Annotated in this window: 18 protein-coding genes and 1 pseudogene; 4 read left to right on the top strand and 15 right to left on the bottom strand. The window is 69.8% G+C overall.

Going from position 1 to position 21,052, the window contains the following annotated elements; genetic code table 11:
- Window positions 1–98: 98 nt before the first annotated feature.
- The 15 genes and pseudogenes from AB4Z46_RS28725 to AB4Z46_RS28655 form a co-directional block, all read right to left on the bottom strand.
- Window positions 99–476, bottom strand: a complete 378-nt coding sequence (locus tag AB4Z46_RS28725) for a VOC family protein (RefSeq protein WP_442286959.1) — start codon at window positions 474–476, stop codon at window positions 99–101.
- A gap of 22 nt (window positions 477–498) precedes the next feature.
- Window positions 499–1,974 carry an SRPBCC family protein gene (locus AB4Z46_RS28720; protein ID WP_442286958.1) on the bottom strand — a complete coding sequence of 492 codons (1,476 nt, stop codon included), beginning with the start codon at window positions 1,972–1,974 and terminating at the stop codon, window positions 499–501.
- Window positions 1,975–1,980: 6 nt separating this feature from the next.
- Complete coding sequence (locus AB4Z46_RS28715) at window positions 1,981–2,418, bottom strand: SRPBCC family protein (protein ID WP_442286957.1); 438 nt, start codon at window positions 2,416–2,418, stop codon at window positions 1,981–1,983.
- Window positions 2,419–2,421: 3 nt separating this feature from the next.
- The gene (locus AB4Z46_RS28710) at window positions 2,422–4,110 is read right to left on the bottom strand and encodes a flotillin family protein (RefSeq protein WP_442286956.1); all 1,689 of its coding nucleotides are present in this window, start codon (window positions 4,108–4,110) and stop codon (window positions 2,422–2,424) included.
- Window positions 4,111–4,125: 15 nt separating this feature from the next.
- Window positions 4,126–4,956: a phosphoenolpyruvate hydrolase family protein gene (locus tag AB4Z46_RS28705; RefSeq protein ID WP_442286955.1), complete on the bottom strand. Its 831-nt coding sequence runs from the start codon at window positions 4,954–4,956 to the stop codon at window positions 4,126–4,128.
- Window positions 4,957–4,985: 29 nt separating this feature from the next.
- Window positions 4,986–6,218, bottom strand: coding sequence for a Tm-1-like ATP-binding domain-containing protein (locus AB4Z46_RS28700; protein ID WP_442286997.1), 1,233 nt, complete (start codon window positions 6,216–6,218; stop codon window positions 4,986–4,988).
- A 510-nt stretch (window positions 6,219–6,728) separates the two neighbouring features.
- A pseudogene (locus AB4Z46_RS28695) lies at window positions 6,729–7,175 on the bottom strand (ABC transporter ATP-binding protein); the annotation flags it as partial.
- A 47-nt stretch (window positions 7,176–7,222) separates the two neighbouring features.
- On the bottom strand, window positions 7,223–8,053 hold the full coding sequence (locus tag AB4Z46_RS28690) for an ABC transporter ATP-binding protein (RefSeq protein ID WP_442286954.1): 831 nt from the start codon (window positions 8,051–8,053) through the stop codon (window positions 7,223–7,225).
- Between the two features lie 13 nt (window positions 8,054–8,066).
- Window positions 8,067–9,320 (bottom strand): ABC transporter substrate-binding protein, encoded by a 1,254-nt coding sequence (locus AB4Z46_RS28685; protein WP_442286953.1) that lies wholly within the window; start codon window positions 9,318–9,320, stop codon window positions 8,067–8,069.
- A 16-nt stretch (window positions 9,321–9,336) separates the two neighbouring features.
- Entirely contained in the window at window positions 9,337–10,470 is a 1,134-nt protein-coding gene (locus AB4Z46_RS28680; RefSeq protein WP_442286952.1) for a branched-chain amino acid ABC transporter permease, read from the bottom strand.
- A 58-nt stretch (window positions 10,471–10,528) separates the two neighbouring features.
- The gene (locus tag AB4Z46_RS28675) at window positions 10,529–11,470 is read right to left on the bottom strand and encodes a branched-chain amino acid ABC transporter permease (protein ID WP_442286951.1); all 942 of its coding nucleotides are present in this window, start codon (window positions 11,468–11,470) and stop codon (window positions 10,529–10,531) included.
- A 90-nt stretch (window positions 11,471–11,560) separates the two neighbouring features.
- A complete protein-coding gene (locus AB4Z46_RS28670; RefSeq protein ID WP_442286950.1) occupies window positions 11,561–12,844 on the bottom strand; it encodes an amidohydrolase family protein in 1,284 nt (427 codons plus the stop codon).
- A 16-nt stretch (window positions 12,845–12,860) separates the two neighbouring features.
- A complete protein-coding gene (locus tag AB4Z46_RS28665) occupies window positions 12,861–14,150 on the bottom strand; it encodes an amidohydrolase family protein (protein ID WP_442286949.1) in 1,290 nt (429 codons plus the stop codon).
- Between the two features lie 2 nt (window positions 14,151–14,152).
- The gene (locus AB4Z46_RS28660; protein WP_442286948.1) at window positions 14,153–14,950 is read right to left on the bottom strand and encodes an alpha/beta fold hydrolase; all 798 of its coding nucleotides are present in this window, start codon (window positions 14,948–14,950) and stop codon (window positions 14,153–14,155) included.
- Between the two features lie 3 nt (window positions 14,951–14,953).
- On the bottom strand, window positions 14,954–15,820 hold the full coding sequence (locus AB4Z46_RS28655; RefSeq protein ID WP_442286947.1) for a fumarylacetoacetate hydrolase family protein: 867 nt from the start codon (window positions 15,818–15,820) through the stop codon (window positions 14,954–14,956).
- A 170-nt stretch (window positions 15,821–15,990) separates the two neighbouring features.
- Here AB4Z46_RS28655 and AB4Z46_RS28650 point away from each other — a divergent pair, with 170 nt between their 5' ends.
- The 4 genes from AB4Z46_RS28650 to AB4Z46_RS28635 all read left to right on the top strand — a co-directional run bounded on the left by AB4Z46_RS28650 (window position 15,991) and on the right by AB4Z46_RS28635 (window position 21,044).
- Complete coding sequence (locus tag AB4Z46_RS28650; RefSeq protein ID WP_442286946.1) at window positions 15,991–16,698, top strand: TetR/AcrR family transcriptional regulator; 708 nt, start codon at window positions 15,991–15,993, stop codon at window positions 16,696–16,698.
- 17 nt (window positions 16,699–16,715) lie between these two features.
- Complete coding sequence (locus tag AB4Z46_RS28645) at window positions 16,716–17,585, top strand: alpha/beta hydrolase (RefSeq protein ID WP_442286945.1); 870 nt, start codon at window positions 16,716–16,718, stop codon at window positions 17,583–17,585.
- A 68-nt stretch (window positions 17,586–17,653) separates the two neighbouring features.
- The gene (locus AB4Z46_RS28640; protein ID WP_442286944.1) at window positions 17,654–19,285 is read left to right on the top strand and encodes a long-chain fatty acid--CoA ligase; all 1,632 of its coding nucleotides are present in this window, start codon (window positions 17,654–17,656) and stop codon (window positions 19,283–19,285) included.
- 106 nt (window positions 19,286–19,391) lie between these two features.
- A complete protein-coding gene (locus AB4Z46_RS28635; protein ID WP_442286943.1) occupies window positions 19,392–21,044 on the top strand; it encodes a sigma 54-interacting transcriptional regulator in 1,653 nt (550 codons plus the stop codon).
- The last annotated feature ends 8 nt before the right edge of the window (window positions 21,045–21,052 follow it).

Below are 21,052 nucleotides of genomic sequence, written 5' to 3'. Positions count from 1 at the left end.
GCAGGCAGCGAGCGCCAGGGCGAGGATAGGTAGGACAAGGCGGTTCATGGACTGACTGTAGCGCCAGAGGCCTCGGGCCTCGGGCAATCGCCGCTCGCTCACGGTGTCTCCGAAGCGTCGAAGTCGAGTTCGACCTTGGCGCCATTGGGGTCGTGGCAGAACAGCTGCCAGGTGCCGGCGCCGGCCTGCTGCCGCAACTCGTACGGGATTCCGCGCTCCTCGAAGCGGGCCTTGACCGCGCGCAGGCCCTGCGCCGTGAACGCCATGTGGTCGATGACCCCGGTGCGCTGCGCCGGCACCGGCCGCCCGAAGTACAGGTGCAGTACCGCCTGCGGGCCATTGCCGTAGAGCCAGGCGCCGGGAAAGCCGAGATCCGGCCGATGCCCGACGCGCAGGCCGAGCAGGCCGGTATAGAAGGCGAGCGTCTTCTGCTCGTCCTCCGCCGTCACGGTGAAGTGGTTCATGCCGACGATCATGGCTTGTTCTCCTGTGCGGGTCTCATGGCAACAGCACCAGCGCGCCGATCGTCGCGCGCGACTCCAGCCGCGCGTGCGCCTGCGCGGCGGCCTCCAGCGCGAAGCGCTCGATGGGCGGCTGGCGGATCGAGCCGTCCGCGAGCGCGCGCCAGACGCGCTGCGCCCGCTCGGCCAACTGCGCCTGGGTCGAGACGTAGTCGAACACGACGGGGCGCGAGAAGCTCAGCGACTTGGCCACCAGCGCATCCGGCGCCAGCGGCGCCAAGGGGCCGCTGGCCTGGCCGAGGCTGATCCAGTGGCCCCGGCGCGCGAGGGCGGCGAGGTTCTCTTCGCGGGCCGCGTCGCCCAGGCCATCGATCACCACGTCGGCGCCGCCGCAGGTGCGCTGCACGGCATCGGCGAAGCGGTAGTCGCGGGTCACGATCACGTGTTCGCAGCCGTGCTCGCGCGCGACGCGGGCCTTCTCCTCGCTCGACACCGTGCCGATCACCACGGCGCCGAGACGGTGCGCCCAGGCGCACACCAGCAGCCCGACACCACCGGCCGCGGCGTGAACCAGCAGCCGGGTGCCGCGCTGCACGCGCCCGAGGTCGTGCAGCAGGTAGTCGGCCGTGATGCCCTTGAGCAGCAGGGCGGCGGCGACGTCGTCCTCGACCGCGGCGGGCAATCGCACCACCCACTCGGCCGGCACGCAGCGCACGCCGCAATAGGCGCCAGGCACGGGACCGAGGTAGGCCACGCGATCGCCAGGCAGGAAGCCGGAGACCTGGGCACCCACATCGAGCACGCCGCCCGCGGCCTCCATGCCCGGCACGCCCGGCGAGCCCGCGGAGAGCGGCAGCATCGACGGAATCCAGCCGCGGCGCAGGTACACGTCGATGAAGTTGACGCCGACGGCGCGCTGCCGGATGCGCAGTTCGCCGGCGCGCGGCGCGGCGGCCTCGGCATCCTGCGCCCGAAGCTCATCCGGGCCGCCATAGCGCTCGATGGCGATGCGGCGCGTCGGCACCGGCAGCGCCGCCGGCATCGCGTGGCCGTCGGGCGCGCGCCGGTCGGCGCCCCCGCGCAGGTAGCGCCGCAGATCCTCGAAGCCGGTCTCGTACACGCCCTGCGCCACGGTGTCGCGCAGTTCGTGCTCCATCCCCGGCGGCGTCGCAAAGCTCGACTCCCAATGCCAGAAGGTCCGGTTGCCGTCGGTCACCGGCTTCAGGCTGACCGTGGCCACGTAGCGCTGCAGCGGCAGGCTCGCCTCGACGATGCAATAGGTGCTCTTGTGCTCGCTGTCCGACAGCGTCAGCAACTGCTCGCGGATGCGGTGGCCGTCCTTCAGCGTGAAGCTGCGCACGCAGCCGACCTGGTCGCTGCGCTCGCCGCCCTCGATGTGGCTGGAGGCGATCGCGCTGTGCCATCGGTCGTGGCTGTTGAAGTCGCGCAGCACCGCCCAGACGCGCTCGATGGGCGCGTCGATGACCGCGGAGCGAACGACCTTCTGAAGCATGGCTCGTCAGCGCAGCGATCGCCGCTTCAACGCATCGAAGCCGGCCTGGAACACGCCGTTGCCGATCGAATCCGTCAACTCGCGCTCCCGGCCGGCCTCGCACTCGAACTCGGCGCTCCATTCGGCGAAGCAGCGCCCGCCATCGGTGACCGGCGTGAGCTTGAGCGTGGCGGTGTAGTTCGCCACGCCCATCGGGCTTTCGAGAATCTCGTAGGTGCAGCTGTATTCGTAGTCGGACAGCGCCAGCAGCTTCTCGCGGATCATGCCGCCGTCCTTCAGGTGAAAGTGGCGGATGCAGCCGACCCGATCGGCCGGCTGGTCGTTCTCGATGCGGCTGTCGGCGATCAGCGGATGCCATTGCGGCAGGCCGTTGAAGTCGCGCACGCGCGACCACACGCTGTCCGCGCTGGCATCGATCACGCTCGAGACATAGACATTCACCATGCGCTATTCCTTCGGCGTCGGCGCCGAGGGCAGGGCGGCATGGGCGCCGCTCGCGTCGCCGACCAGGCGCTGGATGTCGCCGCCCTCGATGCCGATCTCGCGCAGCAGCTGGTCGACCAGCGGCGCCTGCGCCCTGAAGCGCAGCGCCGAGTTGACCAGTCCGTCGGCGAAGCTGCCTCCGCCAGCGCCATCGCCGCCGGCCGACCCGCCGCCGAGGCCGTCGACATGCAGGATCTTGATGCCTTCGATGCGCTCCAGCGGGCGCACCGATTCGCGAATGATGGCCTCGGCCTTCTCGACCAGCTTCATGCGCAAGGCCGACATCCGCGCCTCGGGCGTGAGCATGTTGTGGGATTCGTTCATCATGCGCGCCGCGTCGGCCTCGATCTCGGCGCGCACCCGCATCGCCATCGAGCGGATCTTGTCGGCATCGGCGTCGGCTTCGGCCTGTGCGCGCACCGCGGCGCCGCGCGCGGTACTGGCATCGCTCTCGGCCTGCGCCGCGGAAGTCAGGCGCAGGGCATCGCGCTCGGCAACCTGCTGCGCGCCGATCAGGTCGATGGCCTTCTTGCGCTCGGCCATCTCGACCTCTCGCGCCGTGAAGACCTTCTCCTCCGCCGACACCGCCAGCGCCCGCGCGATCTCGGCCTCGGCCTGCGCCTCGCTCTGGGCCTTGCTCTCGCGCGCGACCGAGATGGCGCGCTGCTGCTCCGCCAGCTCGAGCGACATGCGGCGCTCGATCTCGGCGCTCTGGATCGCGCGCTCCTTGCCGATGCGGCCTTCCTCGATCGTCTGCTCGGAGCGGATGCGGGCCTGGTCGATGCCTTGCTTCGCCGCGATCTGCGCGGCCTCGGCGTCCTGCTCGCGCTGCGCGCGCTCGGCCGACACCTCGGCGCGCTGGCGGGCGCGCGCGATCTCGAGCTCGCGCTGCTGCGCCAAGCGCGCGTGTTCGGCTTCGCGATCGATGTTCAGTGAGAGCTTCTCGGCTTCCAGGTTCTTGTTGCGGATCGCGATCAGCGTGTCCTGCTCGACGTCGTTGCGCTGCTTCTTGCGATGCTCGATCTGCTCCGTGAGGCGGGTCAGGCCCTCGGCGTCGAAGGCGTTGCTCGGATTGAAGAACTCCATGCCGGTCTGGTCGAGCTGCGTCAGGGAAGCCGCTTCCAGCTCGAGGCCGTTCTTGGTCAGGTCCTCGGCGACGGCGTCGCGCACGCGCTTCACGTAGGTGCCGCGCCGCTCGTGGAGCTCTTCCATCGTCATCTCGGCCGCCGCGGTGCGCAGGGCATCGACGAACTTGCCCTCGACCAGTTCCTTGAGCTGCTCCGGCTCCATCGTCCGCAGGCCCAGGGTCTGGGCCGCCGCGGCGACCGCCTCTTCGCTGGTCGCCACCCGCACGTAGAACTCGGCGATGACGTCGACGCGCATCCGGTCCTTGGTGATCAGCGCCTTGTCGCGGCCGCGGTTGACCTCGAGGCGCAGCGTGTTCATGTTGACCGGGATCACGTCGTGCACGATCGGCAGCACGAAGGCGCCGCCACCGAGCACCACCTTCTGCCCGCCCAGGCCGGTACGCACGAAAGACCGCTCCTTGGAGCTGCGCAGGTACAGCCAGTGGAGCAGCCACACCGCGATGGCGACGACGATCGCGACGACGATCAGCCCGAGGATGAAACTTCCGAATTGAGCGCCTGACATGGATCTCGTCTCCTGTTATCTCTTGATCTGAACGAAGCGTCGCGTCGTCTCGGTGAGCGCCGCCTCGGCCGGCAGGCGCTCCATCGAGCTCGCGCCGTAGAAGCCGTGGCATGCCGGGCAGCGCGACAGCACGTACTGCGCGTCCTCCGGCGTGGCGATCGGGCCGCCATGGCACAGCACGATCGTCTCGGGGTTCACCGCGTGCGCCGCCGCCGCCCAGGCGTTGATCCGCGGCACGCAATCGGCCAGCGCGAGCGCGGTCCCGGCGCCGATGGCGCCGCCGGTGGTGAGGCCCAGGTGGCACACCACGATGTCGGCGCCGGCCGCGGCCATCGCGCGCGCATCGGCCTCGCAGAACACGTAGGGCGTGGTCAGCAGGTCGAGCGCGCGGGCGCGGGCGATCAGTTCGACCTCGAGCGCATAGCCCATGCCGGTCTCTTCGAGGTTGGCCCGGAAGACGCCGTCGATGAGGCCGACGGTCGGGAAGTTCTGCACGCCCGAAAAACCCAGCGAGACCAGCCGGCCCAGGAATTCGTCCGGGATCATGAACGGATCGGTGCCGTTCACGCCGGCCAGCACCGGCGTGTGCTTCACGATCGGCAGCACCTCGCGCGCCATCTCGCAGACGATCTCGTTGGCATTGCCGTAAGCCAGCAGGCCCGCCAGCGAGCCACGGCCCGCCATGCGGTAGCGCCCCGAGTTGTAGATCACGATCAGGTCGATGCCGCCGGCCTCTTCGCATTTGGCCGACAGTCCGGTGCCCGCGCCGCCGCCGATGATCGGTCGGCCGGCGTCGATCTTGGCGCGCAGGCGCTCCAGCAGGGTCGATCGGGAGATGCGTGGCATGGTCGGGGTCCTCCTGATTTCCGGAGCGTTCAGGCGCGCCGCGCGCCGGCCGGCGTTCGCGACACTTCGTGCCAGGCGCTCACCAGCGCCTCGGCGAAGGCTTCGTCGTTGATGTGCAGCGGCAGCCGCTGCAGCTTGCGGTCGGGGCCGCTGCGAAAGCCGCGCTCGATGCTGCCGAAGAGCTGCCGGTCGGCGTCCGGGTCGTGGAAGGGCTGGCCGGGCCGGTCGATCGCGGAGACGCCGCCTTCGGGGATCAGGAAGCGCACCGGCCCGCGCATCGCGTTGAGCTTCGCGGCGATGAACTCGCCGATCGCACGGCATTCGTCGGCCGAGGTCCGCATCAGCGTCACGGTGGGGTTGTGGCGGTAGAGCCGGCGCGCCTTGAAGCGCTCGGGCACCGTGTCCCAGGCGCCGAAATTCACCATGTCGAGCGCGCCGCAGGAGCCCACGTAGGGCAGCGCGTGGCGGGCGAACACGTCCAGCCGTGTCGCACCGGCCGACAGCACGCCGCCGGCGATCTCGTCCGCGATCTCGGTCGTCGTGACGTCGATCGCACCGGCGATCAGGCCCGACTCGGCCAGCTTCTCCATCGACTGGCCGCCGACGCCGGTGGCATGGAACACCAGGCAGTCGAAGGCGTCCTCCAAGCGCCGGGCGACGGCCTGGACGCAGGGCGTGGTCACGCCGAACATCGTCAGGCCGATCGCCGGCCGGCTGACGCTGGAGGCCGCCGGCGGATGCGCGATCATGCCGGCCAGCGCGTTCGCCGCGTTGGCGAGCACCAGCTCGCTGATGCGGTGGATGCCCTGCACATCGGTGACCGAATACATCATGCAGATGTCGCTCGGGCCCACGTAGGGCCGCGTGTCGCCGCTGGCCATGGTCGAGACCATCATCTTGGGCACGCCGATCGGCAGTGCGCGCATGCCCTGGGTCGCCATCGAGGTCCCGCCGGAACCACCCGCCGAGATGATGCCGCCGAGGTCGCGGCGAGTGCCGAGGAAGGCCTCGAAGGCCAGCGCCATGCCCGCCATGGCACTTCCCCGGTCGTTGCCGAACACCGCCGACTCGCCCTGCGGGTGATGGCGCGCCACTTCGCGTGGGTGCACGCTGGCCGGCGAGGGCTGGCCCGAGGTGGACAGGTCGACCGTGACCACGCGCAGGCCGAGCTTTTCGAGGCACTGGCGCAGGAAGGCCAGCTCGCGGCCCTTGGTGTCGAAGGTGCCGGCGACATAGGCCGAGCGGTCGCTGCTCGCGGCCACCGGAAACTCGAACACGCGCGGCGAGGCGGCCGCAGGTGGGGCCGGTGCCGCTGCCGGTGCCGACGCCGGCGCCAGGCGGACGATGTCGGTCACCGGCGCGGCGGTGCCGCCGGCGTTCCAGCGCGTGAAGCCGCGCACCGTGCCCGGCGCCGGATCGCTGAACGACGGCGCGCCGTCGCCGTGCGCGCGGCGCACCGTGAACACCTGCGTGGACCCGGTCGGCTCGGCATCGACGGCGGCGCCCGGCGCCTCGAGATCGTCCTCCTGCCCGCCCGAGCGTACGCCCAGCAGGCGCTCCTGCAATTCGCGGTCGGCCGCCAGCTGCGCCGCAGGCATCTCCTGCGCGATGCGGCCGTTGATCATCAGGCCGATGCGGTCGGCCACCGAGATCGCGACGCCGAGGTTCTGCTCGATCAGCAGCACCGCGATGCGGCCTTCGGCCGCCAGCTCGCGCAGCGACTGCGCCACCTGCTCGACGATCACCGGCGCCAGGCCCTCGGTAGGCTCGTCCATCACGAGCAGCCTGGGGTTGAGCAACAGGGCACGCCCGATCGCCAGCATCTGCTGCTCGCCGCCCGACAGCTGCGCGCCGCCATGGCCGCGGCGCTCCGCCAGGCGCGGGAACATCGCATAGACGCGATCGACCTCGCGCCGGCGGCTGGCCACCAGCCGGAGGGTCTCGTCCACCGACAGCGATGGCCACACCCGGCGGCCTTGCGGCACGTAGGCGATGCCGCGCTTCGTGATCTCGTTCGGCGCCAGGCCGAGGATCTCCTCGCCCGCCAGCCGGATGCTGCCGCGTGCCGGCACCAGGCCGGTGATGGCGTTGCACAGCGTCGTCTTGCCCATGCCGTTGCGCCCGACGATGCCCAGCACGCCGCGTTCCAGCGTCAGGCCGACGCCCTGCAGCGCATGGGCGCGGCCATAGAAGACGTCGAGCGCCTCGATGGCCAGCATCGGCGCGCCGCTGGCCGCGACCGCCCGGTCGGTGCGAAACCATGCCATCAGTGCCTGCTCCCCATGTAGATCGCCTGCACCTGGGCGTCGTTCTCGATCTCGCCGGGCGTGCCGGTGCGCAGCACGCGCCCGTTGTGCATCACCGTGACGCGGTCGACCACGCGCAGCGCGATGTCGAGGTCGTGCTCGATCAGCACGAAGCTCATGTGTGCCGGCAGCGAGCCCAGCAGCGCGACCAGCTCGCGCCGTTCGACCGGCGACAGGCCGGCGGCGGGCTCGTCGAACAGGATCAGGCGCGGCGCGCCAGCCAGCGCCATGCCGATCTCCAGCTGGCGCTGCTGGCCATGGGCCAGGTTGGCGACGCGCTCGTCCGCGATATGGCTCAGGCGCGAGCGCTCGAGCAGGTCGTGGGTGGCCCGCGTCGAGGCATGCCCGCCTCGCGCGCGCAGGAAACTGAAGCGGCCGCTGGCCACGCCGCGCACCGCCAGGAACAGGTTGTCGCGCACCGACAGGTCGCGAAACAAAAGCGACGACTGGTAGGTGCGCCTGAGTCCCTTGCGGATGCGGTCGTGCGGCGGCAGCTCGGTGATGTCTTCGCCGAAGAAATGGATGCGCCCCGCCGTCGGCGGAAAGTCGCCGGTGATGGCGTTGAAGAGCGTGGTCTTTCCCGCCCCGTTGGAGCCGAGGATCGCGTACTTCTGCCCGGCCGTGACGGTGAGCGAGACGTCGTCCACCGCGCGCAGCGCGCCGAAGGCACGCGTCACCCCGTCCAGCCGCAACGCGTCGCCCGAGAGCAACTGCGCGCCGGCGCCGGCCAGCGGGCCGGCAGCCGCGGCGCCGCGCGACGCGATGGGCCTGAGCGGGGTGATCGAAGCCATGCCGCTCGCCGCGCTACTTGCGACAATCGGGCACGTCGCGGGTGCCGAGGCCCATCTTCTTGAACTCCGCCTCGGGCAGGCCCAGCGTCTGCGTGATGTTGGGCACCGACTTGACGACCTTGTTGTAGAACGAGCCGTCGGGTGCCTTCGCCACTTCCGTGATGTAGGTGGTGCCGACGCCGTTGCGGTTGGCGTCGATCCTGACTTCGCCGGCCGGGCCCTTGAAGTTGGTCTTCTGCAGCGCGTCGCGGTAGGCCTTCTGGTTGTTCGAGAGGTCGCCCTTGACCGCATCGAGGGCATCCAGCGTGGCCTTGGTGTTGATGTAGTACAGGTAGGCGAACAGCGAGGGGCTCGGGAATCCGTCCTTGAAGGTGGCCTTGTAGTCGGCCACGAACTTCTTCCACTCGGGGGTGTCGATCGAATCGGCCATCGGCCCGGCGGACGCCGTGCCGAGCAGCGACTCGCGGCGCTTGCCCTTGAAGTTGAGCACGGTCTGGTCGACCGTGATCGAGCCGCCGACCATCGGCTTGTCGCCGCCGGCCTGCTCGTACTGGGTCAGGAAGTTGACCGCGTCCGAACCGCCGAGCACGACGACCAGGGCGTCGACGTCCTTGGGGATCTTCGCGATCACCGAGGCGTAGTCCTTGGTGCCCAGCGGAACCCAGGCCTTGTCGACCACCTTGCCGCCCTTGGCGCAGTAGCTCGCCATGAAGCCCTGCACCTGCGAATACGGGAAGCCGTAGTCCTCGGCGATCAGGAAGGTCTTCTTGTAGCCCTTGGAGAGCGCATGCTCGCCCAGGCCGACCATCCATTGGGCGCCCTCGGTGTTGAAGCGGTAGAAGTTCGGCGCCGGGTCCGACAGCGTCGTCGCCTGCGCGCCAGACGAGCCGTTGATGAAGGTGATGTTGGGCTGCGTCTTCGCGTAGTTCTTGACCGCGATGCCCTCGTCGCCCGACAGCGGGCCGATCATGATCTGCACCTTGTCCTGCTCGACGGCCTTGCGCGTGGCGTTGACCGCCTTGTCCGGCGTGGCGTCGGACGAGACCTTGACGAACTCGATCTTCTTGCCCCCGGCCATGCCGTTCTTTTCCTTCAGCGCGAGATCCGCGCCGCGCATGCTGTCCTGGCCGGGCGCCGCGAACGGCCCCTCCAGGGTCGCCAGCAGGCCGATCTTCAAGGTCTCCTGGGCATGGGAAAAGCCGGCCACCGTGACCAGCACCGCCGCAGCAATGATGCTGCGCCCGAACAATCGCTTGCCTCTGCTCATGTCTCGCTCCTTCTTGTCATCGATGAATGCGGCCACGGCCGCGGGGGGTGAAAGGGGCGCCCAGGCGATTGCGCAGGCTCTGCCACAGGCCCAGCAACCCATCGGGGGAAAACAGCACGATCGCGAGGAAGACCCCGCCGATCACGAGGTTGAAGCGTTCGCGGTCGACCAGGTCGATGGCGAAGTTCTGCAGCAGCACGAAGACGATCGCGCCGATGAAGGCACCGATCGGGTGCTTCATGCCGCCGAGCACGGCGATGATGAGGATGTTGATCATCGCGCCGATACCGATGGTGCCGGGCGAGATGCGGCCGTTGTACCAGACCATGAGCACGCCGCCCACCGCGGCAAGGAAGCCGGCCACCGCATAGGCGCCGACGCGGTGCGCCGTCACGTTGTAGCCCAGCGCCTGCATGCGGCGCGGGTTGTCGCGGATGCCTTGCAAGGCCACGCCGAAGGGCGCCCGCACCAGGTGCTTGACGAAGAAGTAGCCGCCCGCCGCGCAGGCCAGCACCAGGAAGTAGAAGGGCATGGGCTCGTGCAGGTCGAGCTCGAACACCGTCGGCGGCCCGATGCGGCTGAAGCCCTGGAAGCCGTTGAAGACCGTGTAGTTCTGCTGCGCGAGATAGAAGAAGGCCACGCCCACCGCGAGCGTGATCATGATCGTGTAGATGCCTTCGGTGCGCACCGACAGCCAGCCGATGGCGGCCGCGACCAGGGTGGCCAGCGAGATCGCCACGATCAGCGCCAGCCACCAGGGCCAGCCCAGGCTGATCGCGACGTTGCTGCTGGTGCCGAAGATCGCCAGCATGTAGGCGGCGAAGCCCGCGACCGTCATCTGGGCCAGCGACACCATGCCGCCGTAGCCACCCAGGAAGGTGAGCGACAGCGCGATGAGGCCGAGGGCCAGCGCCTGGGCGCCGATCTGGAAGGTGAAGAAGGGCGAGGCCACGAAGGGATAGGCCAGGACGAACGCCGCAACGAGCAGGTGGCGCAGCTTCACGGCGCCCAGCGCGGAGCGCCACCATGCGGGGGCCGCCGCCTGCGGGCGGGTCGCGCTTCCGGCCAGCCGCGGCGGGGCGGCCGAACGCGCCGGCGCCGCCGCCGTCGAGGACGCCTGCATGGCGCGCCGCCAGCGTGCGGCGCTCATTCTGAAACCTCCGTGCTTCGCGCTCCGGTGCGATCGCCTTCGGGCGGCCGGGCGGCGCTCATGTGCTCTTCCCCATCAGTCCGCGCGGCTTGAACGCCAGCGCGACGACCATGATCACGAAGGTGAAGACCACGCTGTAGGTCGGCGCATAGGCCAGGCCGAACTGTTCGGCCAGGCCGATCAGCAGCGCGCCGATCGCGGCGCCCACCACGCTGCCCATGCCGCCGACGATCACCACCACAAGCGAAGCCAACAGGTAGCGCGTGTCCTCGCCGGGCGAGATCGACAGCGCCGTTCCGCCGACGACACCCGCCAGCCCGGCCAGGCCGGCGCCGATCGCGAAGGTGAACGCGAAGACGCGTTGCACGTTGACGCCCGAGGCGGCCAGCATGGCGCGGTCGTCCACGCCGGCGCGGATCATCATGCCGATGCGCGTGCGCGCGAGCAGCAGCCAGAGGCCGACGCCGATCACGACCGATGCCAGCAGCACGAACAGCCGATAGGTCGGGAACTTCGCGACCAGCGGCAGGGTGGTCGAGCCGTAGATCCACGAGGGCGGATCGAAGGTATAGATCACGGCGCCCCAGATCCAGAGCATCAGGTCGGCCAGCACGATCGACAGCCCGATGGTGACCAGCGTCTGCCGCAGGTCCTGGCCCTGCATGTGGCGGAACACCAGCAGCTGCATCAGCAGGCCGAGCAGCGCGGCGGCGAGAAAGCCCGCGATCACCGCCAGCACCCAGGAGCCGGTGTGCTCGCCGACGAACCAGCCGACATAGGCGCCGAAGAGGTAGAGCGAGCCGTGCGCGAGGTTGACGTTGCGCATCAGGCCGAAGACCAGCGTGAAGCCGCTGGCAACCAGGAAGTAAAGCGACGCGAGCGTCGTCCCGTTCAGCAACGTCTTGAAGAACAGCGTCGCGTTGTCGGTGATCGCCCAGACCACGAACACGGCGATCGGGACGCCGAACAACAACCACAGGGCCCAGCTCTTGCGGCTCATCAGGCAAGCTCCGTGCTTCGGGTGGCGCTCATTCTGAAACCTCCGTGCTTCGCACTGCGGTGCGAGCGCCTTCGGGCGGCCGGGCGGCGCTCACGCGACGCGCTCCCAGGCCCGCTGCGAAGCGATCGCCGGCGCCTTGGCAAATTCGCCGTCCTTCATCACGGCAAGGATCCGCTTCGGATCGCGCAGGATCGACAGGTCGGCGAGCGGATCGCCGTCGACCAGCAGCAAGTCGGCCAGATAGCCGTCCCGGACGACGCCGAGTTCGTCGGGCTTCATCATGATCTGGCCGCCGTAGAGCGTCGCCGACCGGATCGCCTCCATCGGCGTGAAGCCGAGGTACTTGACGAAGAATTCGAGGTCCCGCGCGTTCTGGCAATGCGGCGTGAAGGCGAATCCGTAGTCGCCGCCCGGCAGTACGCGGATGCCGCGCTGGTGCATCTTCCGGAGCGAAACGATCGCGGCTTCCCACTCGATCTCGTAGCCCATGCCGACCGCCATGTCGTGCGTGATGCCGTAGGGCCCGGCCTCGTTCAGCATGGCATAGAGGATCGCGATGCCCGGGGCCACGAAGACCCGGTCCTTGGCGGCCTCGAGCAGGTCGAGCGCCTCGTTGTCGACGAAGCTCGCGTGGTAGATCAGGTCGATGCCGTGGCGCAGCGCCTGCTTCACGCTGTCGGAGGAGCGCGCATGGGCGATGCCGCGCTTGCCCCGGATGCGCACCTCGCGCATGCCGGCGGCGACCTCCTCGTCCGTCATCCAGGTGGTCTCGGAGGGCGACTGGGGCGTGAAGTTGTCGCCCGACAGGTTGATCTTGATCGAGTCGACACCGTACTTGAGGAACAGGCGCACCGCCTTGCGCATCTCTTCGGGTCCGGAGATGTTGACGCCGAAGCTGAACTCGGGGAAGGGCAGGTGCGGCAGGGTCTCGTCGCCGAGGCCGCCGACCACGGTGATCTCCTGGCTGGCGGCGAGGTAGCGCGGGCCGGGGATCTGCCCGGCGTTGATCGCATTGCGGATCACCACGTCGAGCCTCGGCTTGGCGCAGGCGGCGCCCACGCACGAGGTGAAGCCGGCCTCGAGGTAGCGCCGCGCCACCTTGGCGCACCACAGCACGTGCTCCTCCAGCGGCAGCGTCTGGATCTCGGCCAGCGTGGCGGCGTCGTTCCACGAGAAATGCGTGTGGGCCTCGCACATGCCGGGCATCAGCGTGGCACCGGCGCCATCGATCACCGTCGCGCCGCCCGGCGCGATCGGCGCCGTGCTGCGGCCCACCTGGCGGATCCGGTTGCCGCGCACCAGCACGCTGCCGGAATAGGGGTTCTGCCCCGTGCCGTCGAGGATGCGGACATTGGTGAAGACGACATCGGCCATGAGCTTCTCCTGTCAGCTAAGCTGACCAGCGCGTGGTGCGCGCCGAACGCACCGGCGGCGCGCGATGGAACTCGCCGCCCTTCATGACGGCCATGATGCGTGCCTTGTCCTGCAGCACCGTGATGTCGGCCAGCGGGTCGCCGTCGATCAGCAGGAGATCGGCCAGGTAGCCCTCGCGGATGTAGCCGAGGACCTTGCCCATGCGCATCATCGGACCGCCCCAGGCGGTGGCCGACAGCAGCGCCTCCATCGTGCTCATGCCCACGTACTTGACGAAGTACTCGAGATCCTTCGCGTTGGTGCCGTGCGGCGTCCAGGCGAAGCCGTAGTCGCCGCCGGGCAGGATGCGGATGCCGCGCCTGCGCATCGCGCGCATGCTCTCGACCGCCGCCTCGAGCTCGCGGTGGTAGCCCATCTTGCGGGTCACCTCCTCGGTCAGGCCCCACTGGCTCGCGTGGTGGCAGGTGTTGATGAGCCAGGCCAGGCCCGGTGCGATGAAGTGCTCGGTCTTGTGGGCCTCGAGCATGTCGAGCGCCTCTTCGTCGCTGAAACTGGCGTGGTAGATCACCTCGATGCCCTGCTTCACGCACTGCTTGATGGCCCAGGTGGAGCGCGCGTGCGCGGCCACGCGCTTGCCCCAGGCCTTGGCCTCCTGCACGCAGACGGCGACCTCTTCCTCGGTGAACTGGCTCATCTCGCTCGGCATGCCGGTGATCGACTCGCCGGAGAGATTGATCTTCACGGAGTCGACGCCGTACTTGGCGAACATGCGCACGCAGCGGCGCATCTCCTCGGCGCCGCTGACGATCGCGCCGAAGGCGAACTCGGGCTGCAGCAGGTGCGGCCGGGTGGTGTCGCCCAGGCCGCCGGGCACGGTGATCTCCTGGCTGGCGGCCAGGTAGCGCGGGCCGACGATGGTGCCGTCGTTGATCGCGTTGCGGGTCACCACGTCGAGCCTGGGCTTGGCCGCCGCGGCGCCGACGCAGCTGGTCCAGCCCATGTCCAGGTAGCGTTTCGCGACTTGGGCGCACCACAGGATGTGCTCTTCGGGCGGCATGCGCTGGATGGCGTCGAGGCTGGGCTGGTCGTTCCACGAGAAATGCGTATGGGCCTCGACCATGCCCGGCATCAGGAAGGCGCCGGCGCCATCGATCACCTGTGCGCCGGAGACCGGCGGCGATCGTTCGCCGTAGCCGGTCTTGACGACGCGGGCGATGCGGTTGCCCTGCACCAGCACGTCGCCGGTGAAGGGCGCATCGCCGCCGCCGTCGAAGACCCGCACGTTGGTGAACATCACGTCGGCCATGCTCAGCTCCTTGCTTGTGCGGCCAGAAAGTCGCGCAGCTCGCGCTGGCACTCGTCGGGGCGCTCGATCGGGGTCCAGTGGCCACAGCGCGGCAGCACCACGACGCGCTTGCTGGCGGCGCGGTGCAGCCGCTCGGCCATGGCGCGCACCGCCTGCGGCGGCGCCACGCCGTCTTCGTCGCCGGTCACCAGCAGCACGGGCGCTTCGATCTGCTCGACCGCGGCCGCCGTAGCGCCGGCCAGCGCTTCGCAGCTGCGGGCGTAGGCCTCGCCCTCCTGGCGCATCAGGCTCTCGCGCACGAAGGCCACCGCCACCGGCAGGCGCTGGCGGGTGTCGGCCGAGATGGCGCCCTGCAGCAGCGCCTGCGTGATCTCGTGCATGCCGGCGGCACCTTCGCGCGCCTTGGCCGCCCGTGCGGTCATCGCCGCGCGCGCCGCATCGGGCGGTGCGATCAGCGGGCCGAACAGCGCCACGCTCGCGACCCGCTTCGGATGCGCCGCGGCGATGTGCTGGCAGACGATGGTCCCCATCGAGTGGCCGACCCAATGGGCCCGCGCGACCTTCAGCCGCTCGCAGACCTCGAGCAGCGTCTCGACGTAGCGGGCGATCGACAGCGGCCCCTCGGCCCGCTGCGAGCGGCCGCTGCCCGGCAGGTCGACCCGGACCACGCGGTGCCGCGCCATCGCCGGCATCAGCGGCGTGTAGGTGTTGGCGCTGCCGCCGAGCCCGTGCACGCAGACGATGGCCGGGCCTTCGCCTTCCTCTTCCACCGCGACGCGGTCGATCATTTGAAAGCCCATGGCCTACTCGAACCGGTTCTCGATGACACCGACGCCGTCGATCTCGATGCGGACCACGTCGCCCGCCCTCAGCCATTGCGGCGGCTTCAGGCCCATGCCCACGCCCGCGGGCGTGCCGGTGGCGATCACGTCGCCGGGGTGCAGCGTGATGCCGCGCGAGCAGGTCTCGATCAGCGTCGGGATGTCGAAGATCATGTCGCGCGTCTGGCCGTCCTGGCGCAGCGCGCCGTTGACCCAGCCGCGCACGCGCGTGGCGCGGCCGTCGAGCTCGTCGGCGGTCACGATCCACGGGCCCATGGGGCAGAAGGTGTCGAAGCTCTTGCCCAGGTCCCACTGCTGGTGGCGCATCTGCACGTCGCGCGCCGTGACGTCGTTGACCACCGTGTAGCCGAACACGTGGTCCATGGCATGGGCCGCGAGGATGTCGCGCCCGCCGCGGCCGATGACCACGGCGAGCTCCGACTCGTAGTCGATCTGGATCGAGGCGGCGGGCGAGGGCAGGCGCACCGCGTCGTGCGGACCGACGACGCATTCGCCCAGCTTGCCGAAGACGATCGGCCAGGGGTCGGTCTCGGGCATCGCGGCGCGGAACACCGAGCCCGCCAGTTCGGCCGCGTGCGCGCGGTAGTTGCGCCCGACGCAGAACAGGCTGCGCAGCGGACGCGGCAGCGGGGCGCGCAGCGTGATCATCTCCACCGGAAGCCGCGTGCCGGAAGGCTGCGGCAAGGGCTCCCCGCGTGCCAGCGCCTGGATCAGCGGCAAGGTGCCGAGCGATGGGTCGCGCACGCCCAGCGGCGTGGCCTCCCGCCCGTCCGGCGAGATCGTGCCCACGTGGTCGCGTCCACCCCAATTCCAGCTGGCCAAGCGCATCGACTTTGTCTCCATATCGCCCCGGGGTCCTGCCGGTGCAAACCGGCTGCCTCGAAGTCCAGGAAGTCATGTTTGAGACTTGCGTCTCAAATCGGGATGGCTGCATCATACGATCCGGCATCCGCTGTTCACAATAGACGCCGAGCCCCTCATAGCCCCGTACAAACCCCATGGCGAGACTGAAACACAAGCTGAGCGAACCTCCGACTCCCCCCGAACGCGGCGTCAGGGCCGCCACGTTCCGGCTGCTGCTGGATACGGCCATGACCATCATCCAGGAGAGCGGCCACATCCCCTCGGTGGCCGAGGCCGCGGCGCGCGCGAAGGTGTCGCGCGCCACCGCGTACCGCTACTTTCCGAGCCGCAGCGCGCTCGTCACCGCGGTGATCGACAGCTCGCTCGGGCCGGTGCGCAAGCTGGCTTCCGCCAACCCGAACGGCCGCGACCGCGTGCACGAGCTGTTCCTGCAGACCTTCCCGCGCTTCAAGGAGTTCGAGGCGCAATTGCGGGCCGCCGCCCAGCTCTCGCTGGAGCAGTGGGGGCTGGAGCGCGCCGGGCTGCTGGAAGAGGAGCCCTACCGGCGCGGCCACCGGGTGCGCATCCTCGAGCACGCGATCGAGCCGCTGGCGCCGCTGATGCGCCCGGCCGTGCGCGACCGGCTGCACCACGCCCTGTCGGTGGTCTACGGCATCGAGCCCTACGTGATCCTCAAGGACATCTGGGGCCTGGGCGATCGCGAGGTCGAGCGCACCGCGCTCTGGATGGCCGATGCCCTGATCGACGCCGCGCTGCGCGACGCCGAGCAGAAGCCGGCCACCCGGCGCCCGGCCCGGCCCCAAGGTGCGAAGGCCGTCGCGACGGCCGCCAAGCGCAGCTGACCATGCCGGGGAGCCGCATGCCGCGTCCATCGCCCGCCTGGTTCGACGCCCAATACAACGCCCGCGCCCGCATTCCCGGGCATCCCGCGATCCTGAAGCACTGGGCCGACGCCTCCGCCCGCGCGCTGGCCCGGCCCGGCTGGGCGCTCGACCTGGCGTACGGCGACGACGCCAGCGAGCGGCTCGACATCCTTCTGCCGCCGCGCTCCGGGGCGCCGGTGCTGGTGTACATCCACGGCGGCTACTGGCGCGCGCTCGACAAGCGCGACCAGGCCTTCGTGGCGCCGCCCTTCGCCGACGCCGGCGCAATGGTGGTGCAGCTCAACTACGCGCTGTGTCCCGCGGTCGGCATCGCGCACATCGCGCTGCAGCTCGCGCGGGCGCTGGCCTGGGTCTGGCGCCACGCGGCCGCGCATGGCGGCGATCGCGAACGCATCGTGGTGGCCGGCCATTCCGCGGGCGGACACCTGGCGACGATGCTGCTGGCCTGCGACTGGCGGGCCGTGGCCGCGGACCTGCCCGCGGACCTGGTGAAGTCCGCGCTGTCCATCTCGGGCCTGTACGAGCTCGAGCCGCTCCGGCATGCGCCCTTCCTGGCCGCCGACATCGGCCTGAGCGCGGCGTCGGCCCGGCGACTCAGCCCCTCGGCGTGGCCCGCGCCGTCGCGCGGGTCGCTGGTGACGGTGGTCGGCGGAGACGAAAGCGAGGAGTTCCTGCGGCAGGCCGCCCTGATCGCGAAAGCCTGGGGATCGGCGGTCGTCGTCGGGTCCGACACCGTGCCGGGGCGCAATCACATGGACGTTCTGCACGAACTCGCCGACCCGCGCTCGCGCACGCATCGGCGAGGGCTGGACATGCTCGGAATCCCTCGGACCCCTGGCGGGTAGGGCCTGCCTCGCCCTATCATGCGGCGCAATTCCGGATTCGCCTGTGCACTCGCCATGGAGACAGCCCGATGAAATCGACCATGATGCCGGTGCAGCTCAGCACCAACCAGATCCTCGATCGCGCCGGCACCTACTTCGGCGACCAGAACGTCCTGGGCCGGCTGCCCGACAAGTCCACCTACCGGCGCAGCTACCGCGAGATCCGCCGCCGGGCCCGACAGCTCGCGCAGGCCCTGCGCGACAAGGCCGGCATCGCCCGCGGGGAGGCCGTGGCCACGATGAGCTGGAACCATGCCTGGCACCTGGAATGCTACTTCGGCATCCCGGCCGCGGGCGCGGTGCTCCACACCCTCAACCTGCGGCTGTCGCCCGAGGACATCGCCTACATCATGGACGACGCCGGCGATCGGGTGCTGATCGTCGACGACGTGCTGCTGCCGATCTGGCAGCGCGTGTCGCCGCTGCTCAAGCAGCAGCCGCGCGTCATCGTCGTGCCCTTCGGCGGCGGCGTGCTGCCCGCCGGCCTGGAGAGCTACGAAGACTTCATCGAAGGCGACGCCACCGCCTACCGGTACCCCGAGCAGGACGAGAACGAGGCGGTGGGCATGTGCTACACCTCCGGCACCACCGGCCGCCCGAAGGGCGTCGTGTACTCGCACCGCTCGATGGTGCTGCATGCCATCACCGGCTGCATCCCCGACCTGTTCGCGCTGTCGGCGGGCGACCAGGTGATGATGGTCACGCCGATGTTCCACGCCAATGCCTGGGCCGTGCCCTTCTCGGCCATGATGGTGGGCGCCGGCCAGATCCTGCCCGGCCCGCACCTCGGCGGCGAAGACCTTCTCGACCTGATGGAGGAGGGGCAGGCCACCATGGCGCTCGGCGTGCCGACCATCTGGATGATGATCTGGCAGTCGCTCTCGCAGCCCACCCGCGAGCGCAAGCTCGTCAAGGGCATGCGGATGCTGATCGGCGGCGCGGCGGTGCCGCAGACCCTGATCGCCAACTTCGAGCAGCACGACATGCGCATCGTCCAGGGCTGGGGCATGACCGAGACCTCGCCGCTGGGCAGCGTCCCGATCATCAAGCCCGAGCACCTGACGCTGCCCAGGGAACGGCAGCATGCGGTGCGCGCGATGCAGGGCGTCGCCGCCCCGCTGGTCGAGATGCGCATCGTCGACGAGGCCGAGGGGGTCCAGCCCTGGGACGGCAAGGCCACCGGCGAGGTCCAGGTGCGGGGCCCCTGGGTCACGGGCGCCTACCACGCGACGCCGAACGATCCGGGCAAGTTCACGGCCGACGGCTGGCTGCGCACCGGGGACGTCGGCACCATTGATCCCCAGGGCTACATGCACCTGGTCGACCGCAGCAAGGACATGATCAAGTCGGGCGGCGAATGGATCAGCTCGGTGGAACTCGAGAACCTGGCCATGGGCCATCCCGCGGTCGCCGAGGCCGCGGTGGTCGCGATTGCGCATCCGAAGTGGGGCGAACGGCCGCTGGTGGTGGTGGTGCGGCGTCCGGGCGCCGAGCTCGACGCACCGGCGCTGCGCGAATTCCTGCGCCCGAAGCTGGCGCGCTTCCAGCTGCCCGACGACTTCGAGTGGGTGGAAGCGATCCCCAAGACCGCCACCGGCAAGTTCCTGAAGACGCGGCTGCGCGAGATGTACCGCGACCGGGTGTCTCAGTCGCCCGACTGAAGCTTCGAGCGCCCGGCCTGCCGGGCTGCCGGCCGGTGCCGTGCTGCTAGCATCATGGACTGCGCCGGCGTGGCACCGCCACCCGGCCTTCATCCAAGGAGACAACGTGGGAGAACTTCTTTCTCTCCTGCGCTTCAACGCCGGCTCCGGCCATATCTGGCTGGACGAGCAGCGCATGCTGCTGTTGCACGCGCGGGCATTTGCCGAGCTTCGCAAGGAGCTGCTGGATTCGCTGGGCGTCGAGCGCGCGCGCGGCCTGCTGGTGCGCATGGGCTTCGCGTCGGGCCAGCGCGACGGCGAACTGGCCGTCAAGGAACGCCGCGCCGGCCTGCGCACCGAGGACGCCTTCATGCTCGGCCCGCGCCTGCATTCGATCGAGGGCATCGTCAGCGTCGAGATGATCCAGCTCGAGATGGACCTGGCCAGCAAGCACTTCTTCGGCGAGTTCGTCTGGGAGAACTCCTGGGAATGCGAGGCCCACGTGGCCGACTTCGGCTACGGCGACGATCCGCAATGCTGGTCGCAGATCGGCTATGCGTCCGGCTACACCAGCGCCTTCCTGGGGCGGCTGGTCGTCTTCAAGGAGGTCGAATGCACGAGCATGGGCGACAGCCGCTGCCGGATCGTCGGCCACCCGGCGGAGGAGTGGCAGGACGAGCGCTACCTCGACTACTTCAGGCAGCACCACGTCGCCGAGCGGCTGATCGAATTCAACCTCGGGCTCGAACACATCCGCGCCCTGCAGCCGCGCCGGGAGTACGACCACAAGCTGGTCGGCGTCTCGCCGGGCTTTCGTGCGGCGTTCGACCTGTTGCGCACCGCCGCCAGCAGCGCCATCACCGTCCTGCTCCTCGGTGAAACCGGCGTCGGCAAGGAACTGTTCGCCCGCTGGCTGCACGACAACGGTCCGCGCGCCAAGCAGCCATTCATCGCGGTCAACTGCGCGGCAATTCCGGCCGAGCTGATCGAGGCCGAGCTGTTCGGGGTCGAGAAGGGCGCCTACACCGGTGCCCACCATGCGCGTGCCGGCCGCTTTGAGCGCGCCCACGGCGGCACCTTGTTCCTCGACGAGGCGGGCGATCTTCCGCCGGCCACCCAGGTGAAGCTGCTGCGCGTCCTGCAGACCGGCGAGATCGAGCGTCTCGGCGCCGATCAGCCGACCCGGGTCGACGTCCGCATCGTCGCCGCGACCAACGTCGACCTGCCGCAAGCGATGCAGGCCGGCAAGTTCAGGAGCGACCTGTTCTACCGCCTGAACACCTTTCCGATCACCATTCCGCCGCTGCGCGAACGCACGGCCGACATTCCGGCGCTGGTCGCGCGCTTCGTCGAGAAGTTCAGCGCGCTGTACGGCAAGAAGCTGCGCGGCCTGACGGACAAGGCGATGCGCGAAGTGCTGAAGCACTCGTGGCCGGGCAACATCCGCGAGCTCGAGAACGTGATCGAGCGGGCGGTGCTGCTCGCGCCCGACCATGGCGACATCGAGGCGGCCTGCCTGTGGAGCGCGCCAGCCGGCGCGTCGAGCGGCGGACAGATCGGCGCCGGCGGGCAGATCACCCCATCGGAGGCGGGCACGCTGGACACGCTCTGCGAGCGGGTGCTCGAGGAGAGCATCGACATCGCATCGTTCGAGCAGCGGCTGATGCAGATGGCCATGCAGCGGGCCAAGGGCAATCTGTCGCAGGCCGCCCGGCTTTTGGGCATCACGCGGCCGCAACTGGCCTACCGGCTCAAGAAGGAAGGGCTGCCGGCGTCCTGAGGCCGGCC

The sequence above is a fragment of the Variovorax sp. M-6 genome (assembly GCF_052114385.1).
GTDB lineage: Bacteria > Pseudomonadota > Gammaproteobacteria > Burkholderiales > Burkholderiaceae_C > Variovorax.
The sequence above is the reverse complement of the archived record's forward strand: the minus strand, read 5'-3'. Positions and strand labels throughout refer to the sequence as shown.